This is a genomic window from Dongia sp. (assembly GCF_041918875.1).
GTDB lineage: Bacteria > Pseudomonadota > Alphaproteobacteria > Dongiales > Dongiaceae > Dongia.
Map to the genome: position 1 here is coordinate 50244 of NZ_JAYRUV010000006.1, position 21057 is coordinate 71300.

Annotated in this window: 23 protein-coding genes, 1 tRNA gene and 1 pseudogene; 18 read left to right on the top strand and 7 right to left on the bottom strand. The window is 61.4% G+C overall.

The genetic code is table 11. The features are described from left to right. Positions 1-15 precede the first annotated feature (15 nt). From flgK to ACE3TY_RS08025, 5 genes are read right to left on the bottom strand one after another with little or no spacing between them, the layout of a single operon-like run. Complete coding sequence (gene flgK / locus ACE3TY_RS08005) at positions 16-1752, bottom strand: flagellar hook-associated protein FlgK (RefSeq protein WP_374652502.1); 1737 nt, start codon at positions 1750-1752, stop codon at positions 16-18. Between the two features lie 22 nt (positions 1753-1774). Next, entirely contained in the window at positions 1775-2212 is a 438-nt protein-coding gene (locus ACE3TY_RS08010) for a hypothetical protein (RefSeq protein WP_374652503.1), read from the bottom strand. Positions 2213-2225: 13 nt separating this feature from the next. Further along, positions 2226-2528 (bottom strand): hypothetical protein, encoded by a 303-nt coding sequence (locus tag ACE3TY_RS08015; RefSeq protein ID WP_374652504.1) that lies wholly within the window; start codon positions 2526-2528, stop codon positions 2226-2228. Positions 2529-2542: 14 nt separating this feature from the next. Continuing rightward, positions 2543-3817, bottom strand: a complete 1275-nt coding sequence (flgE, locus tag ACE3TY_RS08020) for a flagellar hook protein FlgE (RefSeq protein ID WP_374652505.1) — start codon at positions 3815-3817, stop codon at positions 2543-2545. 35 nt (positions 3818-3852) lie between these two features. Then, the gene (locus ACE3TY_RS08025; protein ID WP_374652506.1) at positions 3853-4539 is read right to left on the bottom strand and encodes a flagellar hook assembly protein FlgD; all 687 of its coding nucleotides are present in this window, start codon (positions 4537-4539) and stop codon (positions 3853-3855) included. A gap of 245 nt (positions 4540-4784) precedes the next feature. Here ACE3TY_RS08025 and ACE3TY_RS08030 point away from each other — a divergent pair, with 245 nt between their 5' ends. From ACE3TY_RS08030 to ACE3TY_RS08065, 8 genes and pseudogenes are all read left to right on the top strand, one after another. Beyond that, positions 4785-5612: a flagellin gene (locus tag ACE3TY_RS08030; protein ID WP_374652507.1), complete on the top strand. Its 828-nt coding sequence runs from the start codon at positions 4785-4787 to the stop codon at positions 5610-5612. A 98-nt stretch (positions 5613-5710) separates the two neighbouring features. Beyond that, complete coding sequence (fliD, locus tag ACE3TY_RS08035; protein ID WP_374652508.1) at positions 5711-7390, top strand: flagellar filament capping protein FliD; 1680 nt, start codon at positions 5711-5713, stop codon at positions 7388-7390. A gap of 24 nt (positions 7391-7414) precedes the next feature. Then, the gene (locus ACE3TY_RS08040; RefSeq protein ID WP_374652509.1) at positions 7415-7870 is read left to right on the top strand and encodes a flagellar protein FliS; all 456 of its coding nucleotides are present in this window, start codon (positions 7415-7417) and stop codon (positions 7868-7870) included. Continuing rightward, on the top strand, positions 7857-8525 hold the full coding sequence (locus tag ACE3TY_RS08045; protein WP_374652510.1) for a sigma-70 family RNA polymerase sigma factor: 669 nt from the start codon (positions 7857-7859) through the stop codon (positions 8523-8525). Before ACE3TY_RS08040 ends, ACE3TY_RS08045 begins: the two co-directional genes overlap by 14 nt. Before the next feature lie 34 nt (positions 8526-8559). Then, positions 8560-8964 (top strand): hypothetical protein, encoded by a 405-nt coding sequence (locus tag ACE3TY_RS08050; protein ID WP_374652511.1) that lies wholly within the window; start codon positions 8560-8562, stop codon positions 8962-8964. Positions 8965-8981: 17 nt separating this feature from the next. After that, positions 8982-9425: a periplasmic heavy metal sensor gene (locus ACE3TY_RS08055; protein WP_374652512.1), complete on the top strand. Its 444-nt coding sequence runs from the start codon at positions 8982-8984 to the stop codon at positions 9423-9425. Between the two features lie 210 nt (positions 9426-9635). After that, positions 9636-9911 (top strand): thermostable hemolysin, encoded by a 276-nt coding sequence (locus ACE3TY_RS08060; RefSeq protein ID WP_374652513.1) that lies wholly within the window; start codon positions 9636-9638, stop codon positions 9909-9911. Continuing rightward, positions 9809-10048, top strand: a pseudogene (locus ACE3TY_RS08065) (thermostable hemolysin); the annotation flags it as partial. The gene ACE3TY_RS08060 and the pseudogene ACE3TY_RS08065, both read left to right, overlap by 103 nt. A gap of 77 nt (positions 10049-10125) precedes the next feature. Here the strand turns inward: ACE3TY_RS08065 and ACE3TY_RS08070 are convergent. Continuing rightward, a tRNA-Ser gene (locus tag ACE3TY_RS08070) sits at positions 10126-10215 on the bottom strand. A gap of 142 nt (positions 10216-10357) precedes the next feature. On the opposite strand from ACE3TY_RS08070, the gene ACE3TY_RS08075 reads away from it, so the two are divergent. The 10 genes from ACE3TY_RS08075 to ACE3TY_RS08120 all read left to right on the top strand — a co-directional run bounded on the left by ACE3TY_RS08075 (position 10358) and on the right by ACE3TY_RS08120 (position 20072). After that, positions 10358-11380 carry a hypothetical protein gene (locus tag ACE3TY_RS08075; RefSeq protein WP_374652514.1) on the top strand — a complete coding sequence of 341 codons (1023 nt, stop codon included), beginning with the start codon at positions 10358-10360 and terminating at the stop codon, positions 11378-11380. 185 nt (positions 11381-11565) lie between these two features. Continuing rightward, positions 11566-11880 (top strand): 50S ribosomal protein L21, encoded by a 315-nt coding sequence (gene rplU, locus ACE3TY_RS08080; protein WP_374652515.1) that lies wholly within the window; start codon positions 11566-11568, stop codon positions 11878-11880. 34 nt (positions 11881-11914) lie between these two features. After that, a complete protein-coding gene (gene rpmA / locus ACE3TY_RS08085; protein WP_374652516.1) occupies positions 11915-12187 on the top strand; it encodes a 50S ribosomal protein L27 in 273 nt (90 codons plus the stop codon). A gap of 109 nt (positions 12188-12296) precedes the next feature. Further along, entirely contained in the window at positions 12297-13355 is a 1059-nt protein-coding gene (gene obgE / locus ACE3TY_RS08090) for a GTPase ObgE (protein WP_374652517.1), read from the top strand. Positions 13356-13495: 140 nt separating this feature from the next. Next, a complete protein-coding gene (proB, locus tag ACE3TY_RS08095; RefSeq protein ID WP_374652518.1) occupies positions 13496-14638 on the top strand; it encodes a glutamate 5-kinase in 1143 nt (380 codons plus the stop codon). Between the two features lie 155 nt (positions 14639-14793). Then, on the top strand, positions 14794-16074 hold the full coding sequence (locus ACE3TY_RS08100; RefSeq protein ID WP_374652519.1) for a glutamate-5-semialdehyde dehydrogenase: 1281 nt from the start codon (positions 14794-14796) through the stop codon (positions 16072-16074). 3 nt (positions 16075-16077) lie between these two features. After that, positions 16078-16701 (top strand): nicotinate-nucleotide adenylyltransferase, encoded by a 624-nt coding sequence (locus ACE3TY_RS08105; protein WP_374652520.1) that lies wholly within the window; start codon positions 16078-16080, stop codon positions 16699-16701. Positions 16702-16731: 30 nt separating this feature from the next. Then, positions 16732-17337, top strand: a complete 606-nt coding sequence (gene rsfS / locus ACE3TY_RS08110) for a ribosome silencing factor (RefSeq protein ID WP_374652521.1) — start codon at positions 16732-16734, stop codon at positions 17335-17337. Positions 17338-17505: 168 nt separating this feature from the next. Beyond that, complete coding sequence (locus tag ACE3TY_RS08115) at positions 17506-18396, top strand: DMT family transporter (RefSeq protein WP_374652522.1); 891 nt, start codon at positions 17506-17508, stop codon at positions 18394-18396. Between the two features lie 89 nt (positions 18397-18485). Next, complete coding sequence (locus ACE3TY_RS08120) at positions 18486-20072, top strand: peptide chain release factor 3 (RefSeq protein WP_374652523.1); 1587 nt, start codon at positions 18486-18488, stop codon at positions 20070-20072. 16 nt (positions 20073-20088) lie between these two features. On the opposite strand, the gene mbfA is transcribed toward ACE3TY_RS08120, so the two are convergent. After that, a complete protein-coding gene (gene mbfA, locus ACE3TY_RS08125) occupies positions 20089-21045 on the bottom strand; it encodes an iron exporter MbfA (RefSeq protein ID WP_374652524.1) in 957 nt (318 codons plus the stop codon). Between the last annotated feature and the right edge of the window lie 12 nt (positions 21046-21057).

Sequence of the window (21057 nt, forward strand, 5' to 3'; positions counted from 1 at the left end):
CTAAAATCCTGCTGCCTAGACCATGTTGAGGAGCGTATCGTACATCTCCTGAATGACCGAGATGACGTTTGCCGCCGCCTGGTAGTTTGTTTGCAGAATCTCGAGTTCGGCCGCTTCCTCGTCGAGATTGACGCCGGAGGCGTTGGCGAGGCTGCCGCTCAGATTGCTGAGGGCATTGGCCTTGATCTCGGCGCTCGCCTCCGCGTTTTCACTGAGGACGGCGATATGCGAGATGATTTCGCTGGCATAGTCCGACAACGACCCGGAAACCGCCCCGAGATCGCCGGTCGCGGCGAAATTCCGATCGGTTGTGAAGGCGGATAACATCGCCGCGACGGCCGAATTGTCGCCGGTGACGATACCGGCATCGCCGACCGCCAGAGCGGCATCGGTTGACAAAGAACTGCGAGCCAGAAGCGACGGGTCGCTGGAGATATCCTCACGCAGGCTGAGATGTCCGGACGAATCTTTGATCAGGAGATCGTTGAGGCCAAACGCCGACGAAACCGAGACGTTGTCGCTGCCGATACCGCCGGAGACTTGAGCGAGGCCGATCCCCATCGCGCTGTCGTCGGCCGAGACAGTGAGCTTGCCGTCGCTGCCGATTGTTGCCGAAACACCGCCGATGGCGTCCATGGCGGCCACAAGATCGTCGACAGTCGTGTAGCTGCTGAGGTCAAGGTCGGTATAGGATTGAACCGAGCCGTCATCGCCGAGAACGGCGATCCGGAGCGTGCCGCTGCCATTCAACGCCGCGGTGCCCTCGACGGCTGCTGAACTCGTGAGTGCATTGGGGGCTGGTACGGATGTGCCGGCATTTTGCGCATCGTTGGCCGCGGCCACGAGCTGGTCGACGAGGAGATCGACGCTCTCCTGCTGGGCCGGCAGGATTTCGTCTCGCACCTCCAGAAGGCCGCCGATCGTGCCGCCGCTGATGAAGCTCGTGATATCCTTGCCGCCGACCGATATGCCGGAAAGCGAACCATTGGCCAGCGTGTCGTTGCTGTCGATCGAGGCGGTTGTGGAATAATCAAGTTCATGGACATCGTCGTTTAGCAGGACGGTGCCGCCCGGGCCGTAGACGGAAATGGCGCCGTTGCTGTCGGTGTAATAGCTGATGTTCAGCTGCTCGGACAAAATGGCTATTTCCTGCATCTGCGCGTCGACCAGATCGGCGGTGGAGGCGCCGGCGGCAGCGGCGCGCAGGACCTGGTCGTTCAGTTCATCCAGGCGCGCCAGAGATGCGTTGACCGTATCCACCGAGTCGGCAATCGCCCGGTCGGCGTCGGCGCGAAGATCCTGAATGGAATCGGTAAGTGAGTTGGCGCTCGTTGCCAGATCGGTCAAGTTCGACACGACGCTTTGCGCCTCGCTGGCGCTGTTGGGGCTGACCGAGAGGCTCTGCAGCGAGCTGGTGAGATTGCCGATCGCGCTGGCGATCGTGTCGTCGCCCGTGGTGGAGCCAATGGCGCTGGTCAGCTGAGAGAGATAGTCCGAGACGATTGCCACGAGGCTGCTTTCGCTGCGAGCTGCGTTCGTGCGTCGTTCGAGCCCGGCATCGACCTGACGCTGGATCTCCGACAGAGAGACGCCTGCGCCTACCCCGCTCACCACGACGGTTTGCGGCGAAACGGTCTTTCTCGTATAGCCGTCAACATCGGCATTGGCAATGTTGTTCGACGTCGTCGAGATGGCTGTTTGTGTCGCTCGCATGCCGGAAGCGGCGATGTTCAGGGCGCTGGACAGCGTCATGACGATACCTTCAGCCTTCGAGTCAGATTTTGGTGGAACTGGTGACCATCGAGTGGCGGCTTATCATGCCGGTCCGTGCGATGGCGTCGGCGCCATAGGTCTCATGCGTCATGGCGGCCCGGCGTCGAGCGTCGACGACCACGTTGATCCGCTGCCTGGAGGCATCGATGGCGCCAGCCAAGGTCCGGCGGTGCCGTTCGGCAAGCGCAGCCAGCTCCATGAGATTGGCGCGCAAACCTGCCAGATCCGGCACTTCGCCCAGCTTGGCGCCCTCTGCGGCTGCGGCCAGCACACTCCCGATTTCCTCGCGCATCAGATTGGCGATGGCTTTTTTGGTGCGACCGGAATCGCGCAGAATGCTGATCTGGTCATGCTCGACCGCATCGATTTCCCTTCGCAACAATGTGCTTAGGGCATCGAGCGCGTTCGACAGGTCGCTGCAATTGTTGAATTCCGCCATGTTGGCCTCCCGCCTATCGAATTGCCTGACCGATCTTTGCGTAAGTCCGCGCGGCTTGAACGGCGTGCGACATGACTTTGAGTCGAAGCTGCAGGTCGCGCCGGCGCGCAAGCAGGTTCTTGATGCCGACGTCGAGTTCATCGAGCAGGCCACGCGCGCGGATCTGCCGGGCCAAGGTCCAGGGCGACTTCTCCGAGCGCAAACTCAACAGCGCCTTGATCTCCAAGGCCGCAATTGTCTCGGTCTGCTTGGCCTGCGCGAGCAGCCGGTCGAGCTCGGAACGATCTGCCGGTTGGCCCTTGGCATCCTTGCTCATCGTCTCCCTCCCGCTCAGCGGATGGCGCTCATCAGCGTGTCGATCATATCGTCGGCGGTGGTGACGACTTTCGAGGCGGCCGAATAGGCCTGCTGGGCGATGATCATACGGCTGAACTCATCCGCAATATCCACGGTGGAGGACTCCACCGAGGAAGACCGGATGAGGCCCGCGGTTCCTTCGCCGGCATCCTTCAAGATGTAGTTGCCGGAATCGACGGTCGGCAGGAACACATTGTTGGAGAGCGCCTGCAAGGCGTTAGGATTGGCGAAGGTGGCAACCGGAATTTTGTAGATTGCGAGGCTGAGGCCGTTGTCGAAATTGGCGGTGACCAGACCGTCCTCGTCGATCTCGACGCTGGTGTAGCGACCGTAGCGCGCGCCGTCCACATCCAGCGAATAGAGTTCAATATCGATTTCGTCGTCCTGGGCGGCATATTGGGTCAGGCTGCCGGAATCCTGGATATCGAGCGTCAGGCTGACATTGGCGGCACCGGACGTGATGCCAGTGAAGGTGAGTTCGACGGGCGAGGGCGAGACCGAACTGAGATTGCCGGACGTGTCGAAGACCAGGTCATAAGTGGTGCCGGAGCTGGTGCCGGTGACCGATGTTGGATCGTCCGGGTCAGTGGCGTCGCCGTAGCTCATCTGCCATTCGTTGGTACCAGTCTTCGTGTAAGTCAGGGTGGTGCTGTGAGCGACACCCAGGCTGTCGTAGAATTGCACATCAAGCGAGACGCTGTCGCCGACAGCCGCGTCGGCTGGCAGGCCCGCCGACAATGTTACCGTGCTGCTGGCCTGGGCCAGGCCCGAGACAATATCGACGTCGATCGCTTCCAGATCGTCGGTCGTGAACACGTCACCGTCGATCGCGTTGCCATCGGCATCGACGCGGTAGCCCATGAGAACATAGCCGCTGCTGGTGGCAAGGTAGCCATCCTTGTCGGCAGAAAATTCCCCATTCCGGGTATAGGCAATATCTGCCGTACCATTATTGCCTAGTTCGCCGACGACGAAAAACCCACCCCCGTCCAGGGCCAGGTTGGTTGAAATCGTGCTGCTTTCGATCAGGCCCTGGAGGCCGACATTGCGGCTGTCAGTGACCGCGACTCCGCCAGAGGCATAGGAGGAGCTGCTGTAATTCTGCGTCACCAGGGAACTGAAGCTTGCCGTCGTTGCCTTGTAGCCGACTGTGCTGCTGTTCGAGATGTTATCGGAAATAATGGAAATAGCCTGGCTTTGCGCGTTGAGCGCAGAGACGGCGGTATTGATGGCGTTGCCAAGGCTCATGGATATTCTCCGCGGTTGGTGTTGGCTGTGCGCTCTCAGGCGTCGAACGCGACGATTTCGTCGACCGTGATGGCGATGTCGCCGACATAGAGGGCGATTTCGTCGCCCGAGGTGTCGACGTTGCTGATCTTTCCGATGCTGGTGACGGAGCTTTCCACTTCGGCGCCGCTGCTATCGACCGCAGTGACTGTCAGCGAATAGGTGCCATCTTCCAGCACATTGCCATCGCTGTCCGTGCCGTCCCAGGTGAACTGGTGGTCGCCGGAATCCGTCTCGCCGCTCTCGGTGTAGATGACGTTGCCGTTCTGGTCCTTGACGGTCAGGGTGACGGCACTGGCGTCGTCATCCAGCTCATAATTCCAGGTGGCAGATCCGTCGGCCAAGGCGGCATACTCGCTGTCATATTCGACGGTCTTTCCGACATAGCTGAGAGCCAGCGTATTGGTGTTCCACGAAGTGAGGCTCAGAATACTATCGAGCGTCTCGTTGGTTTTGATTGCCTGTTCGACATCGGCGTATTGCACCAGCTGGTTGGTGAACTCGGCTGTATCCATCGGATCCAGCGGATCTTGATTCTGCAGCTGCGTGGTCAGCAGTGTCAGGAATGCCTCGTAATTGTCGAAAAGTGCCGAGCTCTCGCTCGATGTCGTCGTCGACGTGGTGGTGGACGTGCTGACCGCAGTGGAATTGGTCAATGAGGTGACCGTGCTGCTGACCGACATGGCAAATCCCCAGATGAGTGCGACTGCAAGTTAAACGAGGCAGTCCTTCATCTCAGGCGCACAATTTGCGGCCAATGGGCGCGGAAATATATGGCAATGTAATGCCGAAAATATATGCGCCTGGATCGGAACCGAACCTCGTTCAATTAACAGTCAGCCCGCACTCGCAATCGCTCCGGGTTGATGGTCGTGCCCGGCTAAACGGCCGGCACCGGTCCAATCATCACAACGGGTGGAGATATCTCATGCCTGTCATCGCTACAAACACGGCGGCCAACACCGCCTTGCGCTATCTCAATTTGAACTCGTCAACGGAATCGAGCTCGGTCGCCAAGCTGTCGAGCGGCTCGCGTATCACCAAGGCGTCGGACGATGCTGCCGGCCTGGCGGTCGGTGTTCGCCTGCAGTCCGACGTGACTGTGTTGCAACAGGCCTCGACCAACGCTTCGCATGGCATGTCCGTGCTGCAAACCGCCGATGGCGGCGCGGCGCGTATCTCGGACATCCTGCAGCGTATGAAGACGCTTGCGTCGCAATCCTTGTCGGGCGCCGTTACCGACGATGAGCGCGCCTATATCAACTCCGAATTCACGCAGCTGATTTCGGAAATCGGCAGCATCGCCAGTGGCACGCGCTTTAACGGTGAATCCCTGCTCGATGGCACCACCGCATTTTCGACGGGTGTCGATTTCCTGCTCGGGACCGATGCCGCTACGGACTCCCTCACTGTCACGATCGCCGACATCGATGCGACGGCGCTGGCTGTCAATGCATCCACCGTCGATACTCAGGCCAATGCCGAAACTGCGGCAACGGCGGTCGACGCGGCGATTGATACTTTGCTGGCGGCGCGTGCCAGCATCGGTGCGCAGATGTCCAGGTTCGACTATCGTGGCCAGATGATCGAGACATCGATCGAGAATCTGAGTTCCGCCCAGTCGGCCATCATGGATGCCGACGTGGCCGAAGAGCAGTCGAACCTGACTACGGCGGAAGTGCTGACCGATGCCAGCATCTCCGCGCTGAGTCATGCCAACGACATGGCAACGCGTCTGTCGAAACTTCTGCAGTAACCGCTCGGGCGGGGCGCACGGCAGCGTGCGTCTCGCCCCGGGTCGCGCTGCGGACTCCGGGCACGCTAAACGCACTGGCGCGAATATAAGGAGGGAACATGAGCGTCGTCTCATCAAGCGGTTCCACAACGAGCGGCACGGCCGTTACGTCGGCGACGGTGGCACTGGACACGGATGCGCTCGTTGAAGCCGCCGTCGCGGTCAGGACGGCCGCGGCAGACACGATCGAACTGAAGGTGACGGAAGCCGAGACGATCGTCAGTGCCTATCAGGAACTGGAGGCGCTGCTGCTGACCTTGTCCGAAGCCGCCGACGCGCTGCGCAATCCCGGCTCATCCACCGAGTCCGATGCTTTCGAGGAGCGGGCGGTCACATTGACGGCCAGTGGGACGGCCGAAGCGACCGATATCATGGGCGCCTCGGTCGGCGCAAATGCCGAAATCGCCAGCTATTCCATCGTCATCGAGCAAGTAGCGACGGTGCATAAGATCGCCAGCGACGATCAGGCCAGCCGCAGCGATGAACTCGGTCTCACGGGCACCATCTCTCTCAGTGCGGGCGACAATACCGCGGTGTCCATCGACATAACCAGCGACATGACACTCGATGAGATTGCCGCGGCGATCAACTATGAGACGGACAATACGGGCGTAAAGGCGTCGGTTCTGAAGCTGGACGACGAGTCCTACCTGCTGGTGCTGACGGGCAGCGAGACAAACGAGACGATTGCGCTGAGCGACAGCTCCGGCGATGTTCTGGAAACACTGGGTCTCATAACGGCGGCCGGTGAAATCGGCAATGAGTTGCAGTCGGCGCAGCCGGCTATCCTGACCGTTGACGGCATCTCCGTGACACGCTCGAGCAACGAGATCGATGACCTCATCGACGAAGTGACGCTCTATCTCTACAGCGGCGATGAAGATACTACCATCACGCTGGACGTTGGCGCGGATCTTGCCGGGATCAACACCGCCATCGAGACGTTCGTCGAGGCTTATAATGCGGTCCGGGATTTCATCCTGACCCAGCAGGAAACGAATAGCGACGGCGAAGCCGCGGACGATGCAGTGCTCTTCGGCGACGCCCTTGTCCGGAGTCTCAGCAATGACCTCTCCAGCTTGCTTGCGGAGATGACCGATGACGGCGCGACCCTGGCCGGCATAGGGATTACGCTCGACACCGATAACAAGCTCGTTATCGACAGCTCGACCCTTGCCGACGCTCTTTCATCTGACCTCGAAGCGATCGAGAAACTGTTCCGGTTTTCCGCCGAGACATCGTCCTCGGAGCTTTCTGTTATCGACAACGGATCGACCGGTGACTCGGTCGACTTCACGCTGGATATCGTCGTCGATGCCGACGGCAATATCGCCAGTGCCAGCGTTGGCGGCGATGATAGCCTGTTCACTATTACCGGGAGCCGGATAGAAGGTGCCGAGGGAACAGCCTATGAAGGGATCGTTTTTGCCTACATTGGCGCAGAATCTGCATCGGTGGATGTATCTATCACGCGGGGACTGGCTCAGAAACTTTCGGACACAATAACGGACTATGCCGGGACTTATTCGGGCGACAGCGATTCCAGGATCACTGAGCTGGTCGACAGCCTGAACGACAGCATTACCGACATGGAGACGGAGATCAGCAACATTCAGCAACGAACGGAAGATTATCGCGAATGGCTGACGGAGTATTACGCCAAGATCGAGGCGCAGATTAATACCGCAAGCCGACTTCGCGAACAGCTAGCGATCTTGCTCGATGACAGTGACGATTGAGCCCGGCATATTTGGGGGATGCAGATGAAGCACAATTCGGGCGCCGCGAGCCGCGCCTACCGTTCGGCTCATGCCGGATCCAATATCCTCGATGTGGTTATTTCGATCTATGAAGCAGTCATCGTCGATCTCTTGAAGGCGCGCGACGCGCGCAGTGCCGGGTGCCTCGATCAGGAACTGGTGTGCCTGCAGCGTGCCTCGCAGCGGCTGCTGGGGTTGCGCGGTGCGCTTGATTCGCGCATCGAAGCGCCGCTGATCGGCAGCCTCGCGCGCTTCTACCTGACCGCGAGCTTCCAGATTCTGGCAATTGCGCGCCGCAAAGAGCCGCTTAAGGCGGCTGAACGGTTGATCGGGCAGATGCGGTCGATGCGGGACGCCTGGCGTGATGTCGCGGGGCGCATATCTGCGCAAATGCAGGGAAGCACGTTCGATTCCGGCGTGGTGACTGCAGTGCCGAAGGATTTGAATGTCCTACTCTAAATCGATCGAAGGTGGCATTGGCCTGGATCGGCCAGTGGCGAAGTCCAGTACTGTTCTGAGCGGTAGCGGGCGCGCGGGACCGGCTGGCAACGGTATGTCCGATGAAGACCTTCTCGATCTCATGCGCGAGGGAGACGAGCATGCCTACCGTTTGTTGGTGACGCGCCACGTCTATCGGGCTCAGCGCCTGGCGATGCGGCTTGTTGGCGACGCGGCGGCGGCTGAGGATATTGTTCAGGACGTGTTTCTGCAGATATGGATCAAGCGCGAACAATGGCGTCGAACGCAGGCGAAATTCACGTCCTGGATGTTTCGCGTGGTCTACAACCGCTGCATGGATCTGCGGCGCAAGCGGCGGGATGTCGGCCTCGACGGTGTCGAGGAGCCGGCCGACGATCAGGCAGACGCGGTGACGAGAATTTACCGCAGCCATGTGATGCGCAAGCTGCGGGACGCGATGGCCCTGTTGCCGGGATCACAATATGTTGCCTTGTTTCTGAACTATCATGAAGGTTATAGTAGTAAAGATACAGCTGTAGCGATGGGTATCTCGGTGCAGGCTGTAGAGTCGCTCCTAAAGAGGGGCCGACAGAATCTCAGGGACCAATTAAAACGGGACCGCCTCAATGTGCAGCATGCCTTCCCCGACCCATGAGTCGGCGGTGCGGAATATCGTCGCAACAAGATCGTTGATCGCGTTCGGCGAGGATTTGAGCAGATATGGTACAGCGTTGGCGCACTGGCCGGTCGGTGCCCGCCGGCGCGCCGAAGATCTTCTTTCGACATCTGCCGCAGCGCGCGCTGAGTTCGAAGATGCCAAGCTCGTCGATGAGTTTCTGGGCGATCGCACGACGCTCGTTGGCGATGGAAGGCTTGCCGAGCGCATCCTCGCGGCGCAGAAATCGCTCGATGGGATTGCCGCCGATCCTGTCCGGCCCTCTTTCCGTCCACGCCAGTCGGCGGCGATGCAGGCCGCCCTCTTCGTCGTGGTTGCGATGGCTGGGCTCGGGTCCGGTCGATGGTTCATGTCTGCGACGGCAGAATATGACGTGTCGGGAATCTTCATGATCTGTGCCGACACGTTTTATCTCTAACCAGAGTATTCGCTGAGATGGACGAGTTTCTGCGCAGCAAAATGGCGACTGGACTGCTCCTGGTCTCTCTCGTCTTGAACGTCTTCCTGCTGGGTATGGCGGCGGCACCGCATGTATTCGGCCCACCGCCGCCGCCGATGCCTCTACCGCCACCCGGTCTCATGATCGAACGCTTGGCTGACGGCCTGAGTGACGGCGGGCGGACAGCCATGCTGAAACAGTTTGACGCGATGGACGGCGAACTCGAGCGCCTGTTCGCCGAATTGAACAAATCGCAATCCGACTCCTTGCGGCAATTCGCCGAAGAGCCGTTCGACGAAGCCGCCTATCGGCATGCGCTCGAATTGCGCAAGCAATCGGCCGACCGGTTCTTTTCAGCCGTGGCCGATTTTTTCCTGAATATCGGCGGCACGCTCTCGGTTGACGATCGCCGCCGCATTGCCGAGCGTGGCCGAATCTGACGGCAAATAATGCGGCGCGCGAAAGCCACCGGTCAAAAACGGTCGCTAGTGTCCGCTGCGTCGGCCGGACGAAATCAGATGCAGATCTCTTTCAAGTCCGGCGCGTCGAACGCTCTGCTGACAGGAAGGCGAGGTGCGACTGTTTTGACCGGATGACCGAACGCAGTGCTGCAGACACGTCTGCATGAATGCTTACCGGATGAAAGGAAGATGACGGAAGCGCTTATCAAGGAAAGGTTCCGCCAATCTTTCGATGCTGACCTGCGTGCCCTGATGCCGCACCTGTTCACGATGAAAAGTGCCGATGACAAGATGCGTTGCGCTCTCGGCCTGCGTGAAGCGCCGTGCCATCGCCTCTATATGAACAGTATCTCGACCGACCGGTGGAAGATGCGATCGCCGCGTTGGCGGGATATGCTGTCGATTGGGCTCATGTCATCGAAGTCGGCAATCTCGCGGCTCTGCCGGGAAACGCCCACCCGATGATCGTGGCTCTCACGCTCTATCTTCATCGCGCCGGGTTTCGCTGGGTGGTTTTCACCGGTGTCGCCGCGTTACGGGCGGCGTTTGCGCGTCTGGGTCTGAATCCGCAGATCCTGGCCGACGCCGATCCTGCCAGGCTCGCACCGGACGATCTTCTGACATGGGGCGACTGCTTCGCGTCCATGCCGCATGTGTCCGGGCCGGACATTTTGAGCGGTGGCGGAGGGGGTGGGATTCGAACCCACGGTACGCGTGAACGTACAACAGTTTTCGAGACTGCCCCAATCGGCCACTCTGGCACCCCTCCGCAGGGGAACTTCCCTATCCGGGCCGTTTGACGCGCGCGGAACCTAACGAAGTGAATCGTTCTTCGCAAGCCCGGCTTGACCCGGCTCAGGGTTAACGATGATCCTCTGCGCTTGAACCGGCGAGGAAGAGGGGATTTGCGCATGGACGGGGTCGAACTGCCGCGGATCCCGGTTGTCGATCTCGGTTCGGCCAGCCTCGACCGGCTGGCGGCGCTCGCGCCGGAAAAGGTGCTGCTGATGGCGGAATCGGGCCGCGCCCTTGTCAGTGCGCCCGTCCAGGCCTGGATGGACCGGCGCTCGAAGGCCTGGCTTGCACGCAATATCTCTCCATATAAGGCGGAGATTGGCCGCGTTGCCGCCATCCCGGGCCTTTCCGGCGCCTTTGCACTCAATCTCAGTACGGAATGGGCCTGTTCCAGCATGGTACAGGGGCCCCGCCTCATGCGCACGCTGGACTGGCCGTTGCACGGCATGGGGCCGGCCCTGACCATCGTCCGGCACGCGGCGGATGCCGGTGCCTGGTGGCAGGCGACCTGGCCGGGTTTTGTCGGCGTCCTCACAGGCTTGGCGCCGGGACGTTTTGCCGCCGCCTATAATCAGCCGCCGATCCGGCTGGCGACGGGCATCAAACCCCTGGACTGGGTGGTCGAACGCTTCCGGGTCGACCGGCGCACCGCCATTCCACCCACTCACCTGCTGCGCTATGTATTTGAAAATGCCAAGGATTTCGACGAGGCATTGAAGCTATTGCGGGATACCGAGCTGTCCATGCCAGCCCTCTTCAGCCTGGCCGGAGCCGATGGCCGGGCGCTTGTCATCGAACGGTTGGAGAATCGGGTCCGGTTGCGCCCCGGCCCGACCGCTATCTCCAACCATTGGCCCAGTTTGCCAGGTTCGGCGGAACCCTGGCCGCGCGGCTGGCTGCGCGGCGTCGATAGCGGCGGACGCTTCCGCGATGCCTGCGTTTGGGCCGCCGGCCTTGCGGAGCTGCCGCGCGATTTCAGCTGGCTCGAATATCCGATTCTAAACAAATTCAGCCGTTTAGCGGCGATGCTGGACTGCGAAGCCGGGACTTTCGCGGTGGTAGGCCTAGAACAGGCGGGGAGAGTTGCCCGGCCGGATACCCAGATTTTGCGGCTTGGGGGCCTGAAACCAAGGACTTAGGGTAAGGCGCGTTGATGGTGTGCCGCTCGGTTTGGCGCGCGAATCCGCCATGAATCAAGTTGACAGGCGGGGGTGAGAACGTCTATTTCCCACCGCGAACGGGTCGCCCTTCGGCGGCCCGAAGCTTTTGGCATGAAATGGCGCTGCGCGGCTACCGGTCGCGACCCGCCTCTAGGACGGCAATTATGTTTGCAGTGATCAAGACCGGCGGCAAGCAATACAAGGTCGCCACCAACGACATCATCCTCGTCGAGAAGCTCGAGGCCGAAGAAGGTGCCAGCGTCACGCTGGGCGATGTGCTGATGGTCGGCGAAGGCGGTAACATCACCGTGGGCAAGCCGAATGTGGCCGGTGCCTCGGTGACGGCCAAGGTGCTCGAGCAGCGCAAGGCCGACAAGGTTCTGATCTTCAAGAAGAACCGTCGCCACAATTACCGCCGCAAGCGCGGTCATCGTCAGCTGGTGACGGTGCTCAAGATCGAAGGCATCAAGGCGGCCTGAGGGCCAGCCTGATCGAATTTAGGGAGAGACCCAAATGGCACATAAAAAAGCCGGTGGCAGCTCGCGCAACGGTCGCGATAGCGCTGGCCGTCGCCTGGGCGTGAAGAAGGCCGGCAGCGAGATCGTTGCGTCGGGCAATATCATCGTCCGTCAGCGCGGCACCAAGGTTCACCCCGGCCAGAATGTCGGCATGGGCAAGGACCATACGCTGTTCGCCACCGCGGCGGGTCGCGTGACCTTCAAGACCGGCGTCGGCGGTCGTACCGTCGTGTCGGTGCTGCCTGTGGCACTCCCGGCAGCCGAGTGAGCCATCGGCGCCCATAACGGGCGCGGCCATTCGCTGAGCGGTTTGATCAAGGGGAATGGCGGAAACGCCGTTCCCCTTTTTCGTTTTTCAATGCTGGATTGATGCGGTCATGAAATTCCTCGACGAGGCCAAGATTTTCGTGAAGTCCGGTGACGGCGGCGCCGGCTGCGTCTCGTTCCGGCGCGAAAAGTTCATCGAATTCGGTGGACCCGATGGCGGCAATGGCGGGTGCGGCGGCGATATCATCGTCGAGGTTGTGCCCAATCTGAACACGCTCATCGACTATCGCTACCAGCAACATTTCAAAGCGCGGCGCGGCTATCATGGCATGGGCAAGGTGCGCTCCGGCCAGGATTCCGAGGACATCGTGCTGCGCGTGCCGGTAGGCACGCAGATTTTCGACGAGGACAAGGAAACGCTGCTGTTCGATCTGATGAAGCCGGGCGAGCGGATCGTCCTGTGTCGCGGCGGCGATGGTGGTTTCGGCAATGCGCATTTCAAATCCTCGACGAACCAGGCGCCGCGCATTGCCGGCCAAGGCTGGCCGGGTGAGGAGCGCTGGGTCTGGTTACGGCTGAAGCTGATTGCCGATGCGGGTCTGGTCGGCCTGCCCAATGCCGGCAAGTCGACCATGCTGGCTGCCGTCTCGCGCGCCAGGCCGAAGATTGCCGACTATCCGTTCACCACATTGAAGCCGCAGCTCGGCGTCGTCCATGTGGACGAGCGCGAATTCGTCCTTGCTGACATTCCGGGTCTGATCGAGGGGGCTCATGAAGGTGCTGGTTTGGGCACCAAATTCCTCGGCCATGTCGAACGCTGCCGTGTGCTCCTGCATCTTATCGACGGTACGCAGGAAGACGTAGCCGGTGCTTACAAGACGATCCGCAAGGAACTCAAGGCCTATAGCCCCGAACTCGCGGCCAAGACCGAGCTTGTGGCCTTGAACAAGATCGATGCCTTGATGGAAGAGGAAATCGAAGAGAAAGCCGCCGCTCTTAAGAAAGCGGCCAAGCTTAGGAAGGGCCAAATTGTCTACCGCGTCTCCGGTGCCGCCGGCATGGGCGTCACTGAGCTGATGCGCAAGATGCTGGAGATCATCGACGCGGATAAGGCGCGCGAAGCCGCCGAACAGGCGGAAACCATGTCGGGAATCGAGATCGAGGTGTGAGGTAATAGGGTGGGGAAGGACCCCTCACCGCAACCCTCTCCCCACAAGCGGGGCGAGGGGTTGCTGAAAGGCTCGGTCGAAACTCCCTCGCTCCGCGCCGGCGGGGAGAGGGTCGGGGTGAGGGGTAGGGGAAGCGCTCCATGAGTGACAAGAAGAAGATATCCAGCAAAGAGCGTTCACTCAGCAGCGCCAGGCGCATCGTCGTCAAGATCGGCTCGGCCCTGCTGGTCGATGACGAGACGGGCGGTATCCGCCGCAAATGGCTCGACGCCTTGGCCGATGATGTCGCGGCCTTGCGCGCGGCCGGCAAGGAAGTTCTGCTGGTCTCATCCGGTGCCATCGCGGTCGGCCGGCGTCATCTCGGCCTCATCGACGGCGCCTTGCGCCTCGAAGAAAAACAGGCCGCCGCTGCTACGGGGCAGATCCGCCTGGCGCACGCCTATCAGGAAACCCTGGCTCGCCACAGCATCACAGTCGCCCAGGTTCTGCTCACGCTTGACGATACGGAGGAGCGCCGCCGCCACCTCAACGCCCGCTCGACGCTCAATGCCTTGCTGCAAATGGGTGCCGTCCCCGTCATCAACGAAAACGATACGGTGGCGACCAGCGAAATCCGGTTCGGCGACAATGACCGCTTGGCGGCCCGTGTGGCGGCGATGATCAGCGCCGACACGCTGGTCCTTCTCTCCGACATTGACGGCCTCTATACCGCCGACCCGCGCAAGGACAAGAACGCGGCCTTCATCGGCGAAATTACCGAAGTTACCAACGAGATCGAAGCCATGGCTGGCGTCGCCCCCACGGGTTATTCCTCGGGCGGCATGGTGACAAAGATCGCCGCCGCGCGTATCGCCATGTCGGCCGGCTGCCGCATGGTCATCGCCAGCGGCAAGAAGATGAACCCGCTGCAGGCAATTCTCGATGGCGGCACCTGCTCCTGGTTCCTCCCCGCAAGCGGCCCCAAGACGGCGCGCAAGAGCTGGATCGGCGGCTCGCTGAAGGCCAAGGGCAAGCTGGTGGTCGATGACGGCGCGCTGGCTGCGCTGAAAGGCGGACGCTCGCTGCTGCCCGCCGGCATCATCCGGGTCGAAGGGCGTTTCGAACGCGGCGACGCTGTCCTCGTCGTCGACAAGGACGGCAACGAGATCGCCCGGGGCCTCGCCGCCTATGACGCCGCCGATGCCAAGCTGATCATGGGCCACAAATCGAAAGAGATTGCGGCCTTGCTAGGCTACCGTGGCCGTGATGAGATGATTCATCGAGACGATCTGGTGGTGAGCTAGAGTTTTCAGTTGCCCCTCACCCCAACCCTCTCCCCACTTCGTGGGGCGAGGGAGTTTCCACCGAGCTTTGCCTTAAGCCCCTCGCCCCGCCTGCGGGGAGAGCGGTTGGGGTGAGGGGTCGATAAGGCTAATGTTGATCGGCAGGGATTGAAAGCATGACCGCGCTGAAGAAAGAAACCGGTGACGCACTGTTGAACGAGATGCTGGCGCTTGGCCGTGCCGCCAAGGCCGCTGCCGCGAAGCTCGCCCAGGCGCCACGCGAGAAGAAGGATCTGGCACTTCGCGCCATGGCGGCCGAGATCCGGGCCCGGTCGCCGAAGATTCTGGCCGCCAACGAGCGCGACATGTCGGGGGCGCGAGAGAAGGGACTTTCCGGCGCGCTGCTCGACCGGTTGGCCCTGGACGGCGCGCGTGTCGAGGCGATGGCCAAAGGCTTGGAAGAAATCGCGGAACTGCCGGATCCCATAGGCCGCCTCTTGGCGAGCTGGGAACGGCCCAATGGCCTGAAGATCGAGCGTGTCTCGGTTCCGCTCGGAGTCATCGGTATCATCTATGAAAGCCGCCCCAATGTCACGGCTGATGCCGCCGGGCTTTGCCTCAAATCGGGGAATGCCGCCATCCTGCGCGGCGGCTCCGAAAGCGCGCACAGCGCCGCTGCCATTCTCGATTGCCTTCAGGAAGGGTTGTGCGCCGCCGGCCTGCCCAAGGCCGCCGTGCAGCGCCTGCCGACCACCGACCGTGCCGCCGTCGGGATCATGCTCGGCATGACCGAGAGCATCGACGTCATCATTCCGCGCGGTGGCAAGAGCCTCATCGAGCGTATCGCCAACGAAAGCCGCATTCCGGTGCTGAAGCATCTCGACGGCATCTGCCACACCTATGTCGATGCCGAGGCCGATCCTGAAATGGCAAGGCAGATCGTCCTTAACGCCAAGATGCGCCGCACCGGTATCTGCGGTGCGACCGAAACCTTGCTGATCGACCGCCCGGCACTGGCTTTTGCCAAGCCGATCGTCGACGATCTCATCAAGGCCGGCTGCGAGCTGCGCGGCGATGCCGATATCCAGGCGCTCGACAAGCGTGTCGGCGCGGCAACGCCGCAGGATTGGGGCACCGAATATCTCGATGCCATTCTCTCCATCAAAGTGGTGGACGGCGTTGCCGGCGCCATCGAACATATCGAACGCCATTCCTCGCACCATACCGAGGCCATCGTCACGCGCAACGCGGCCACGGCGGCGCGTTTCCTGAACGAGATCGATTCCGGCATCGTCATCTGGAACAGTTCGACCCAGTTCGCCGATGGCGGCGAATTCGGCATGGGTGCCGAGATCGGCATCTCGACCGGCAAACTGCATGCGCGGGGGCCTGTGGGAGCCGAACAGCTCACCTCCTACAAATACATCGTGCGCGGCGACGGCCAGGTGCGGCCTTAGCGCGTGGGCACGATCGCGCGCAAGATCGGGATCCTGGGCGGTTCCTTCAATCCGGCCCATGGCGGGCACCGGGATATCAGCCTGGCGGCTCTCTCATATCTGGGCCTCGACGAGATCTGGTGGCTGGTGGCCCCGCAGAATCCTCTGAAAAGCCCGGTTGGCATGGCGCCACTCGATGCGCGCCTCGCTGAGGCGCAGCGCGTAGCCGGCCATCCGCGCATCCGGGTCAGCGATCTCGAATTGCGCCTCGGGACGACTTATACCGCCGATACGCTGAAGAAGGTTGTCCGCAAATATCCGCATTTCCGCTTCGTCTGGCTGATGGGAGCGGACAATCTGGCCAGCATGGCGCGCTGGAAGGATTGGCAACAGATCTTTCATCTGGTGCCAATTGCGGTTTTTGACCGTCCGACATATACTTACCGGGCACTGGCCGCTCTGGCGGCACGGCGATTCGCCTGTTTTCGGGCGCGGGAACAAGCAGCCCGAACGCTGGTCACATCGCCACCGCCGGCGTGGACGTTCGTGCATCATCGACTGAATCCGATCTCGGCCACGGAGATTCGCAGCAAGCGGATTTGGGGCGAGAGCGGCCTGCGGGTGGCAAAACCGGCGACACCCCGATGATTTCTTTCCGCTGACGCCGGCTTGAGGAGGATGAAGGCCATTTCCGAAAAGAACACCGCGGTTCGCCGGAAGACTGCTCTCAAATCAGCCGGCAAAGACAAATCCGTCGCCAAGAAAGCCGCCCCGAAGAAGGCAGCGGCACCCAAAGCAGCAAAGCCTGCGATGAAGAAGAGCGCGGCGAAAACCAAATCGGCAACGAAGCCCAAGGCCGCCGCGAAGCCGAAATCTTCCGCCAAGAAATCTACCTCCAGGACCGTTCAGGCCAGCAATGCGGCCGAGGTTCGGGCGCGCGCGCTGTTGAAACTGGTGGAGAGATCGCTCGACGATGACAAGGCCGAGGATATCGTCTCGGTCGATCTGGCCGGCAAATCGGCCATCGCCGACTTCATGGTGATCGCGACCGGGCGCAACACTCGACAGTTGGCGGCCATGGCGCATCACCTGGCCGAAAAACTCACCAAGGCGGGTGCCAAGCCGATCGGCATTGAGGGCATAAGCCAAGGCGATTGGGTGCTTGTCGACGGGAACGATATCATCATCCATCTCTTCAGGCCGGAAGTGCGCAAGCTCTACAGCCTGGAAAAGATGTGGGGGCTCGACCAGCCGGCGCCGGAAAAGCTGCACGCGGTCGGCTGAGGCCGGGGCCGGACCGGACCGGTCGTTCAAGCTTCCCAAATCGACCGTCGCGGGGCCGTTCGGCGTGCGGATGTAGCAGAATCCGGCGTGGAGCCATGACGGTTTCGCGCTAGTCAGCCCGAGTGCTGCTCTCTAGGCTCGGCCGACCAATCCTGCCGGGACTAAATCATGCCTGCCAATCGCGGCGTCCTGCTGGCGTTCCTTGCCTCCGCCGCCTTTTCGATGAAAGCCATCTTCGTCAAGCTCGCCTATCTCCATGGCGTCGACGCGGTCCTGCTGCTGGCCCTGCGCATGGCCTTTTCCCTGCCGGCGCTGCTTGCCGCCGCCTGGTGGTCCGGGCGCAATTCCGAAATGCGCCTCAGCCCGCGGGACTGGGGGAATATCGTCTTCCTTGGCTTCGTCGGCTATTACCTCTCCAGCCTGCTCGACTTCATGGGGCTTGCCTATATCTCTGCCGGGCTGGAGCGGCTGATCCTCTTCCTCTATCCGACCGTGGTCGTGCTGATATCGGTCTACATGTTCGGGAAGAGCATTACCAGGCGCGCCATCTTTGCGATGATTCTGTCCTATGCCGGCATCGGTATTGCCTTCCTGCACGATATCGAAATCACCGGCGACCAGCAGGCGACCGCGATCGGCGGTGGGCTGGTCTTCCTGTGCATGATCACCTACGCAATCTATCTGGTGGGTTCAGGGCAGATGATGAGCCGCATGGGTTCGACCCGGTTCGCCGGTCTTGCTACCAGTGTCGCCGCCATCGCCTGCCTTATTCATTTCGCGATCGCCAATCCACTGGTCGAAGCAATCCGGCAGCCCTGGCAGGTCTATGCCTATGCCGCCGCCATGGCAGGGCTTTCAACCATCCTGCCCATCTTCCTCACCGCCAAGGCGATCCAGTTGGTCGGCGCAGCCAAGGTCTCGATTGTGGGCTCGGTCGGCCCGGTCGCCACCATCTTCTTCGGCTGGCTGTTCCTTGGGGAGGCGGTCTCGCTCGAACAGATGGCGGGGGCCGCCTTCGTGCTTGGCGGCGTGATGCTGGTCAGCTCGAAAAAAGCTTGAAGATCAATCTGTTGTGGCTGGATGATTTGGCTGGAAAATCAGCCGGAATTGCTTAGATTGCGCCCCTGAATCCCGCATTCGAGAGAGACATGGCCAATCTGCCGAACGAAGTATCCCGGCGCCGCACGTTCGCGATCATCGCGCACCCAGATGCCGGCAAGACCACGCTCACGGAAAAGCTCCTGCTGTTCGGCGGCGCCATCCAGCTGGCCGGCGCTGTCAAGGCACGCGGCGAGCAGCGGCGTGCGCGTTCGGACTGGATGAAGGTCGAGCGCGAACGCGGCATCTCGGTCACCGCCTCGGTCATGAGCTTCGAGTATAGAGGCTGTGCGTTCAACCTGTTGGACACGCCGGGCCACGAGGATTTTTCGGAAGACACCTACCGGACGCTGACCGCCGTCGATAGCGCGGTGATGGTGATCGATGCCGCCAAGGGCATCGAAGCTCAGACATTGAAGCTGTTCGAGGCCTGCCGCCTGCGCGATGTACCCATCGTCACCTTCATCAACAAGATGGACCGCGAGGGCCGCGAGCCGATTGATCTGTTGAGTGAGATCGAGGAGCGCCTGGCGCTCGATGTGACGCCGGCTTCGTGGCCGATCGGCATGGGGAAGAGCTTCAAGGGTTGCTACGATTTGTTGAAAGATCAGCTCATTCTCTTCGCGCGCGGCGGCAAGCAGGATGAAGATGTCGTTGAAATTAAAGGAATTGACGATCCAGCTCTCGACCGGAACCTGAAGGAGGACGAAGCGGCGCGCCTGCGCGAGGATATCGAGATGGCGCGTGGGCTGATGAAGCCATTCGACCTCGGCGCCTATCGCGAGGGGCATTTGTCGCCGGTCTATTTCGGCTCGGCCGTCAACAATTTCGGCGTCGGCGAGCTGCTTTCCGGCCTTGCTGAAATGGCGCCGCCGCCGCGCCCGCAGAAGAGTTCGACCCGTCTCGTGGAGCCGACCGAGGAAAAGACGACGGCCTTCGTGTTCAAGATCCAGGCGAACATGGATCCCAAGCACCGCGACCGCATCGCCTTCACGCGGCTGGTGTCGGGCCGCTTTCAGCGCGGCATGAAGATGCTGCATGTCCGGTCCGGAAAGCAGCTGACGCTCCACAACCCGGTCGTCTTCCTGGCGCAGGACCGCGAGATCGCGGAAGAAGCTTTTGCCGGCGACATCCTGGGAATTCCCAATCACGGCAATCTGCGGATCGGCGATACGTTGACCGAGGGCGAGCAGCTGCAATTCGTGGGTATTCCCAGCTTCGCGCCGGAATATCTGCAATCGGTCCGTGCCGACGACCCCTTGCGGGCCAAGCATCTGGGCAAGGCCCTGGAACAGCTGGCGGAAGAAGGGGCGGCCCGCGTCTTCCGCCCCGAGATCGGCACCGACTACATCGTGGGCGTCGTGGGCGCTCTCCAGTTCGAAATCCTCGCCGACCGCATCCGCACAGAGTACGGCCTGCCAGTCCGGTTCGAGCCGAGCAGCCTACATACCGCGCGCTGGATCGAAAGCGACGACCCGACTGCCTTGAAGGCCTTCATCGACGAAACGCGGGCGAGCCTAGCCAAGGATCACAATGGCGATCCGGTCTTTCTGGCACGAAACGCCTGGCATCTCGATCGTGCCGAAAAGGACCACCCGAAGATCAGGTTCCTGAAGGTCAAGGAGCAGCCACACTGACGCTTGCGCCCCTCCCTCACGCACTGCCGATGAAGATGCCGGCGGCGAAGACCAGCAGGCCGCCGATCACGACCTGGAACGCGGCCTTCAGCAAGGGTGTGTCCATATAGCGCTTGCGGATCAAGGAGATGGCGGCGAGTTCCAGCAGGACGACCATGGTCGCCACGGTCGTTGCCGTGGCGAAGTCCGGGATGAGATAGGGCAGGGCGTGGCCGAGGCCACCCAGTGCCGTCATCAATCCGCTGACCGATCCGCGCAGCCAAGGCGAGCCGCGGCCAGTCAGGGAACCGTCATCAGAGAGCGCTTCGGCAAAACCCATGCTGATGCCGGCGCCGACCGAGGCGGCGACGCCGACCAGGAACGTTTCCCAGGTGTCGTGCGTGGCGAAGGCTGCCGCAAACAAGGGTGCCAGGGTGGAGACCGAACCGTCCATCAGTCCGGCTAGGCCCGGCTGCACGACCTGGAGCAGGAAAAGGCGCCGTTCCGCCTCATGCTCATTCCTGCGCGCTTCGGGTGGCAGGTATTTTTCCTCGAGCTGCTCCGCCTTTGCTTCGTGACGCCGTTCTTCGGCGGCAAGATCGCCCAGCAATTGCCGGATCGCGGCATCGGTCGAGCGGCCGGCGGCGCGGGTGTAAAAGCGCTTGGTTTCGGCTTCCATCAGTTCGGCCTGTGCCCGGACCGTTTCCAGCCCCAGCGGGCGCGATAGCCATACTGGCTTCCGCGTCACGAAACCGCGCACGTCCTGGCGGCGGATGAGCGGAATGCGCTCGCCGAACTTTTCACGGTAGAGGCTCAGCAGCCGGTGGCGATGGCCCGTCTCCTCTTCCGACATGGCGTCGAACATCTTGGCTGTATCGGGGTAGCTCTCCCGGAGGCCCTGTGCGAATTCGTCATAGATGCGCGAATCCTCTTCCTCCAGCGAGATCGCCAAGGCCAGGAGTTCGCGCTCGGTCAGTTTCGAGAAGTCCAGCATGGTCCCCCACTC

Bases quoted from the DNA above. Each gene is read 5' to 3' on its own strand.
- flgK (WP_374652502.1), bottom strand. From the start codon at position 1,752: ATGACGCTGTCCAGCGCCCTGAACATCGCCGCTTCCGGCATGCGAGCG.
- ACE3TY_RS08010 (WP_374652503.1), bottom strand. From the start codon at position 2,212: ATGGCGGAATTCAACAATTGCAGCGACCTGTCGAACGCGCTCGATGCC.
- ACE3TY_RS08015 (WP_374652504.1), bottom strand. From the start codon at position 2,528: ATGAGCAAGGATGCCAAGGGCCAACCGGCAGATCGTTCCGAGCTCGAC.
- flgE (WP_374652505.1), bottom strand. From the start codon at position 3,817: ATGAGCCTTGGCAACGCCATCAATACCGCCGTCTCTGCGCTCAACGCG.
- ACE3TY_RS08025 (WP_374652506.1), bottom strand. From the start codon at position 4,539: ATGTCGGTCAGCAGCACGGTCACCTCATTGACCAATTCCACTGCGGTC.
- ACE3TY_RS08030 (WP_374652507.1), top strand. From the start codon at position 4,785: ATGCCTGTCATCGCTACAAACACGGCGGCCAACACCGCCTTGCGCTAT.
- fliD (WP_374652508.1), top strand. From the start codon at position 5,711: ATGAGCGTCGTCTCATCAAGCGGTTCCACAACGAGCGGCACGGCCGTT.
- ACE3TY_RS08040 (WP_374652509.1), top strand. From the start codon at position 7,415: ATGAAGCACAATTCGGGCGCCGCGAGCCGCGCCTACCGTTCGGCTCAT.
- ACE3TY_RS08045 (WP_374652510.1), top strand. From the start codon at position 7,857: ATGTCCTACTCTAAATCGATCGAAGGTGGCATTGGCCTGGATCGGCCA.
- ACE3TY_RS08055 (WP_374652512.1), top strand. From the start codon at position 8,982: ATGGACGAGTTTCTGCGCAGCAAAATGGCGACTGGACTGCTCCTGGTC.
- ACE3TY_RS08060 (WP_374652513.1), top strand. From the start codon at position 9,636: ATGACGGAAGCGCTTATCAAGGAAAGGTTCCGCCAATCTTTCGATGCT.
- ACE3TY_RS08075 (WP_374652514.1), top strand. From the start codon at position 10,358: ATGGACGGGGTCGAACTGCCGCGGATCCCGGTTGTCGATCTCGGTTCG.
- rplU (WP_374652515.1), top strand. From the start codon at position 11,566: ATGTTTGCAGTGATCAAGACCGGCGGCAAGCAATACAAGGTCGCCACC.
- rpmA (WP_374652516.1), top strand. From the start codon at position 11,915: ATGGCACATAAAAAAGCCGGTGGCAGCTCGCGCAACGGTCGCGATAGC.
- obgE (WP_374652517.1), top strand. From the start codon at position 12,297: ATGAAATTCCTCGACGAGGCCAAGATTTTCGTGAAGTCCGGTGACGGC.
- proB (WP_374652518.1), top strand. From the start codon at position 13,496: ATGAGTGACAAGAAGAAGATATCCAGCAAAGAGCGTTCACTCAGCAGC.
- ACE3TY_RS08100 (WP_374652519.1), top strand. From the start codon at position 14,794: ATGACCGCGCTGAAGAAAGAAACCGGTGACGCACTGTTGAACGAGATG.
- rsfS (WP_374652521.1), top strand. From the start codon at position 16,732: ATGAAGGCCATTTCCGAAAAGAACACCGCGGTTCGCCGGAAGACTGCT.
- ACE3TY_RS08115 (WP_374652522.1), top strand. From the start codon at position 17,506: ATGCCTGCCAATCGCGGCGTCCTGCTGGCGTTCCTTGCCTCCGCCGCC.
- ACE3TY_RS08120 (WP_374652523.1), top strand. From the start codon at position 18,486: ATGGCCAATCTGCCGAACGAAGTATCCCGGCGCCGCACGTTCGCGATC.
- mbfA (WP_374652524.1), bottom strand. From the start codon at position 21,045: ATGCTGGACTTCTCGAAACTGACCGAGCGCGAACTCCTGGCCTTGGCG.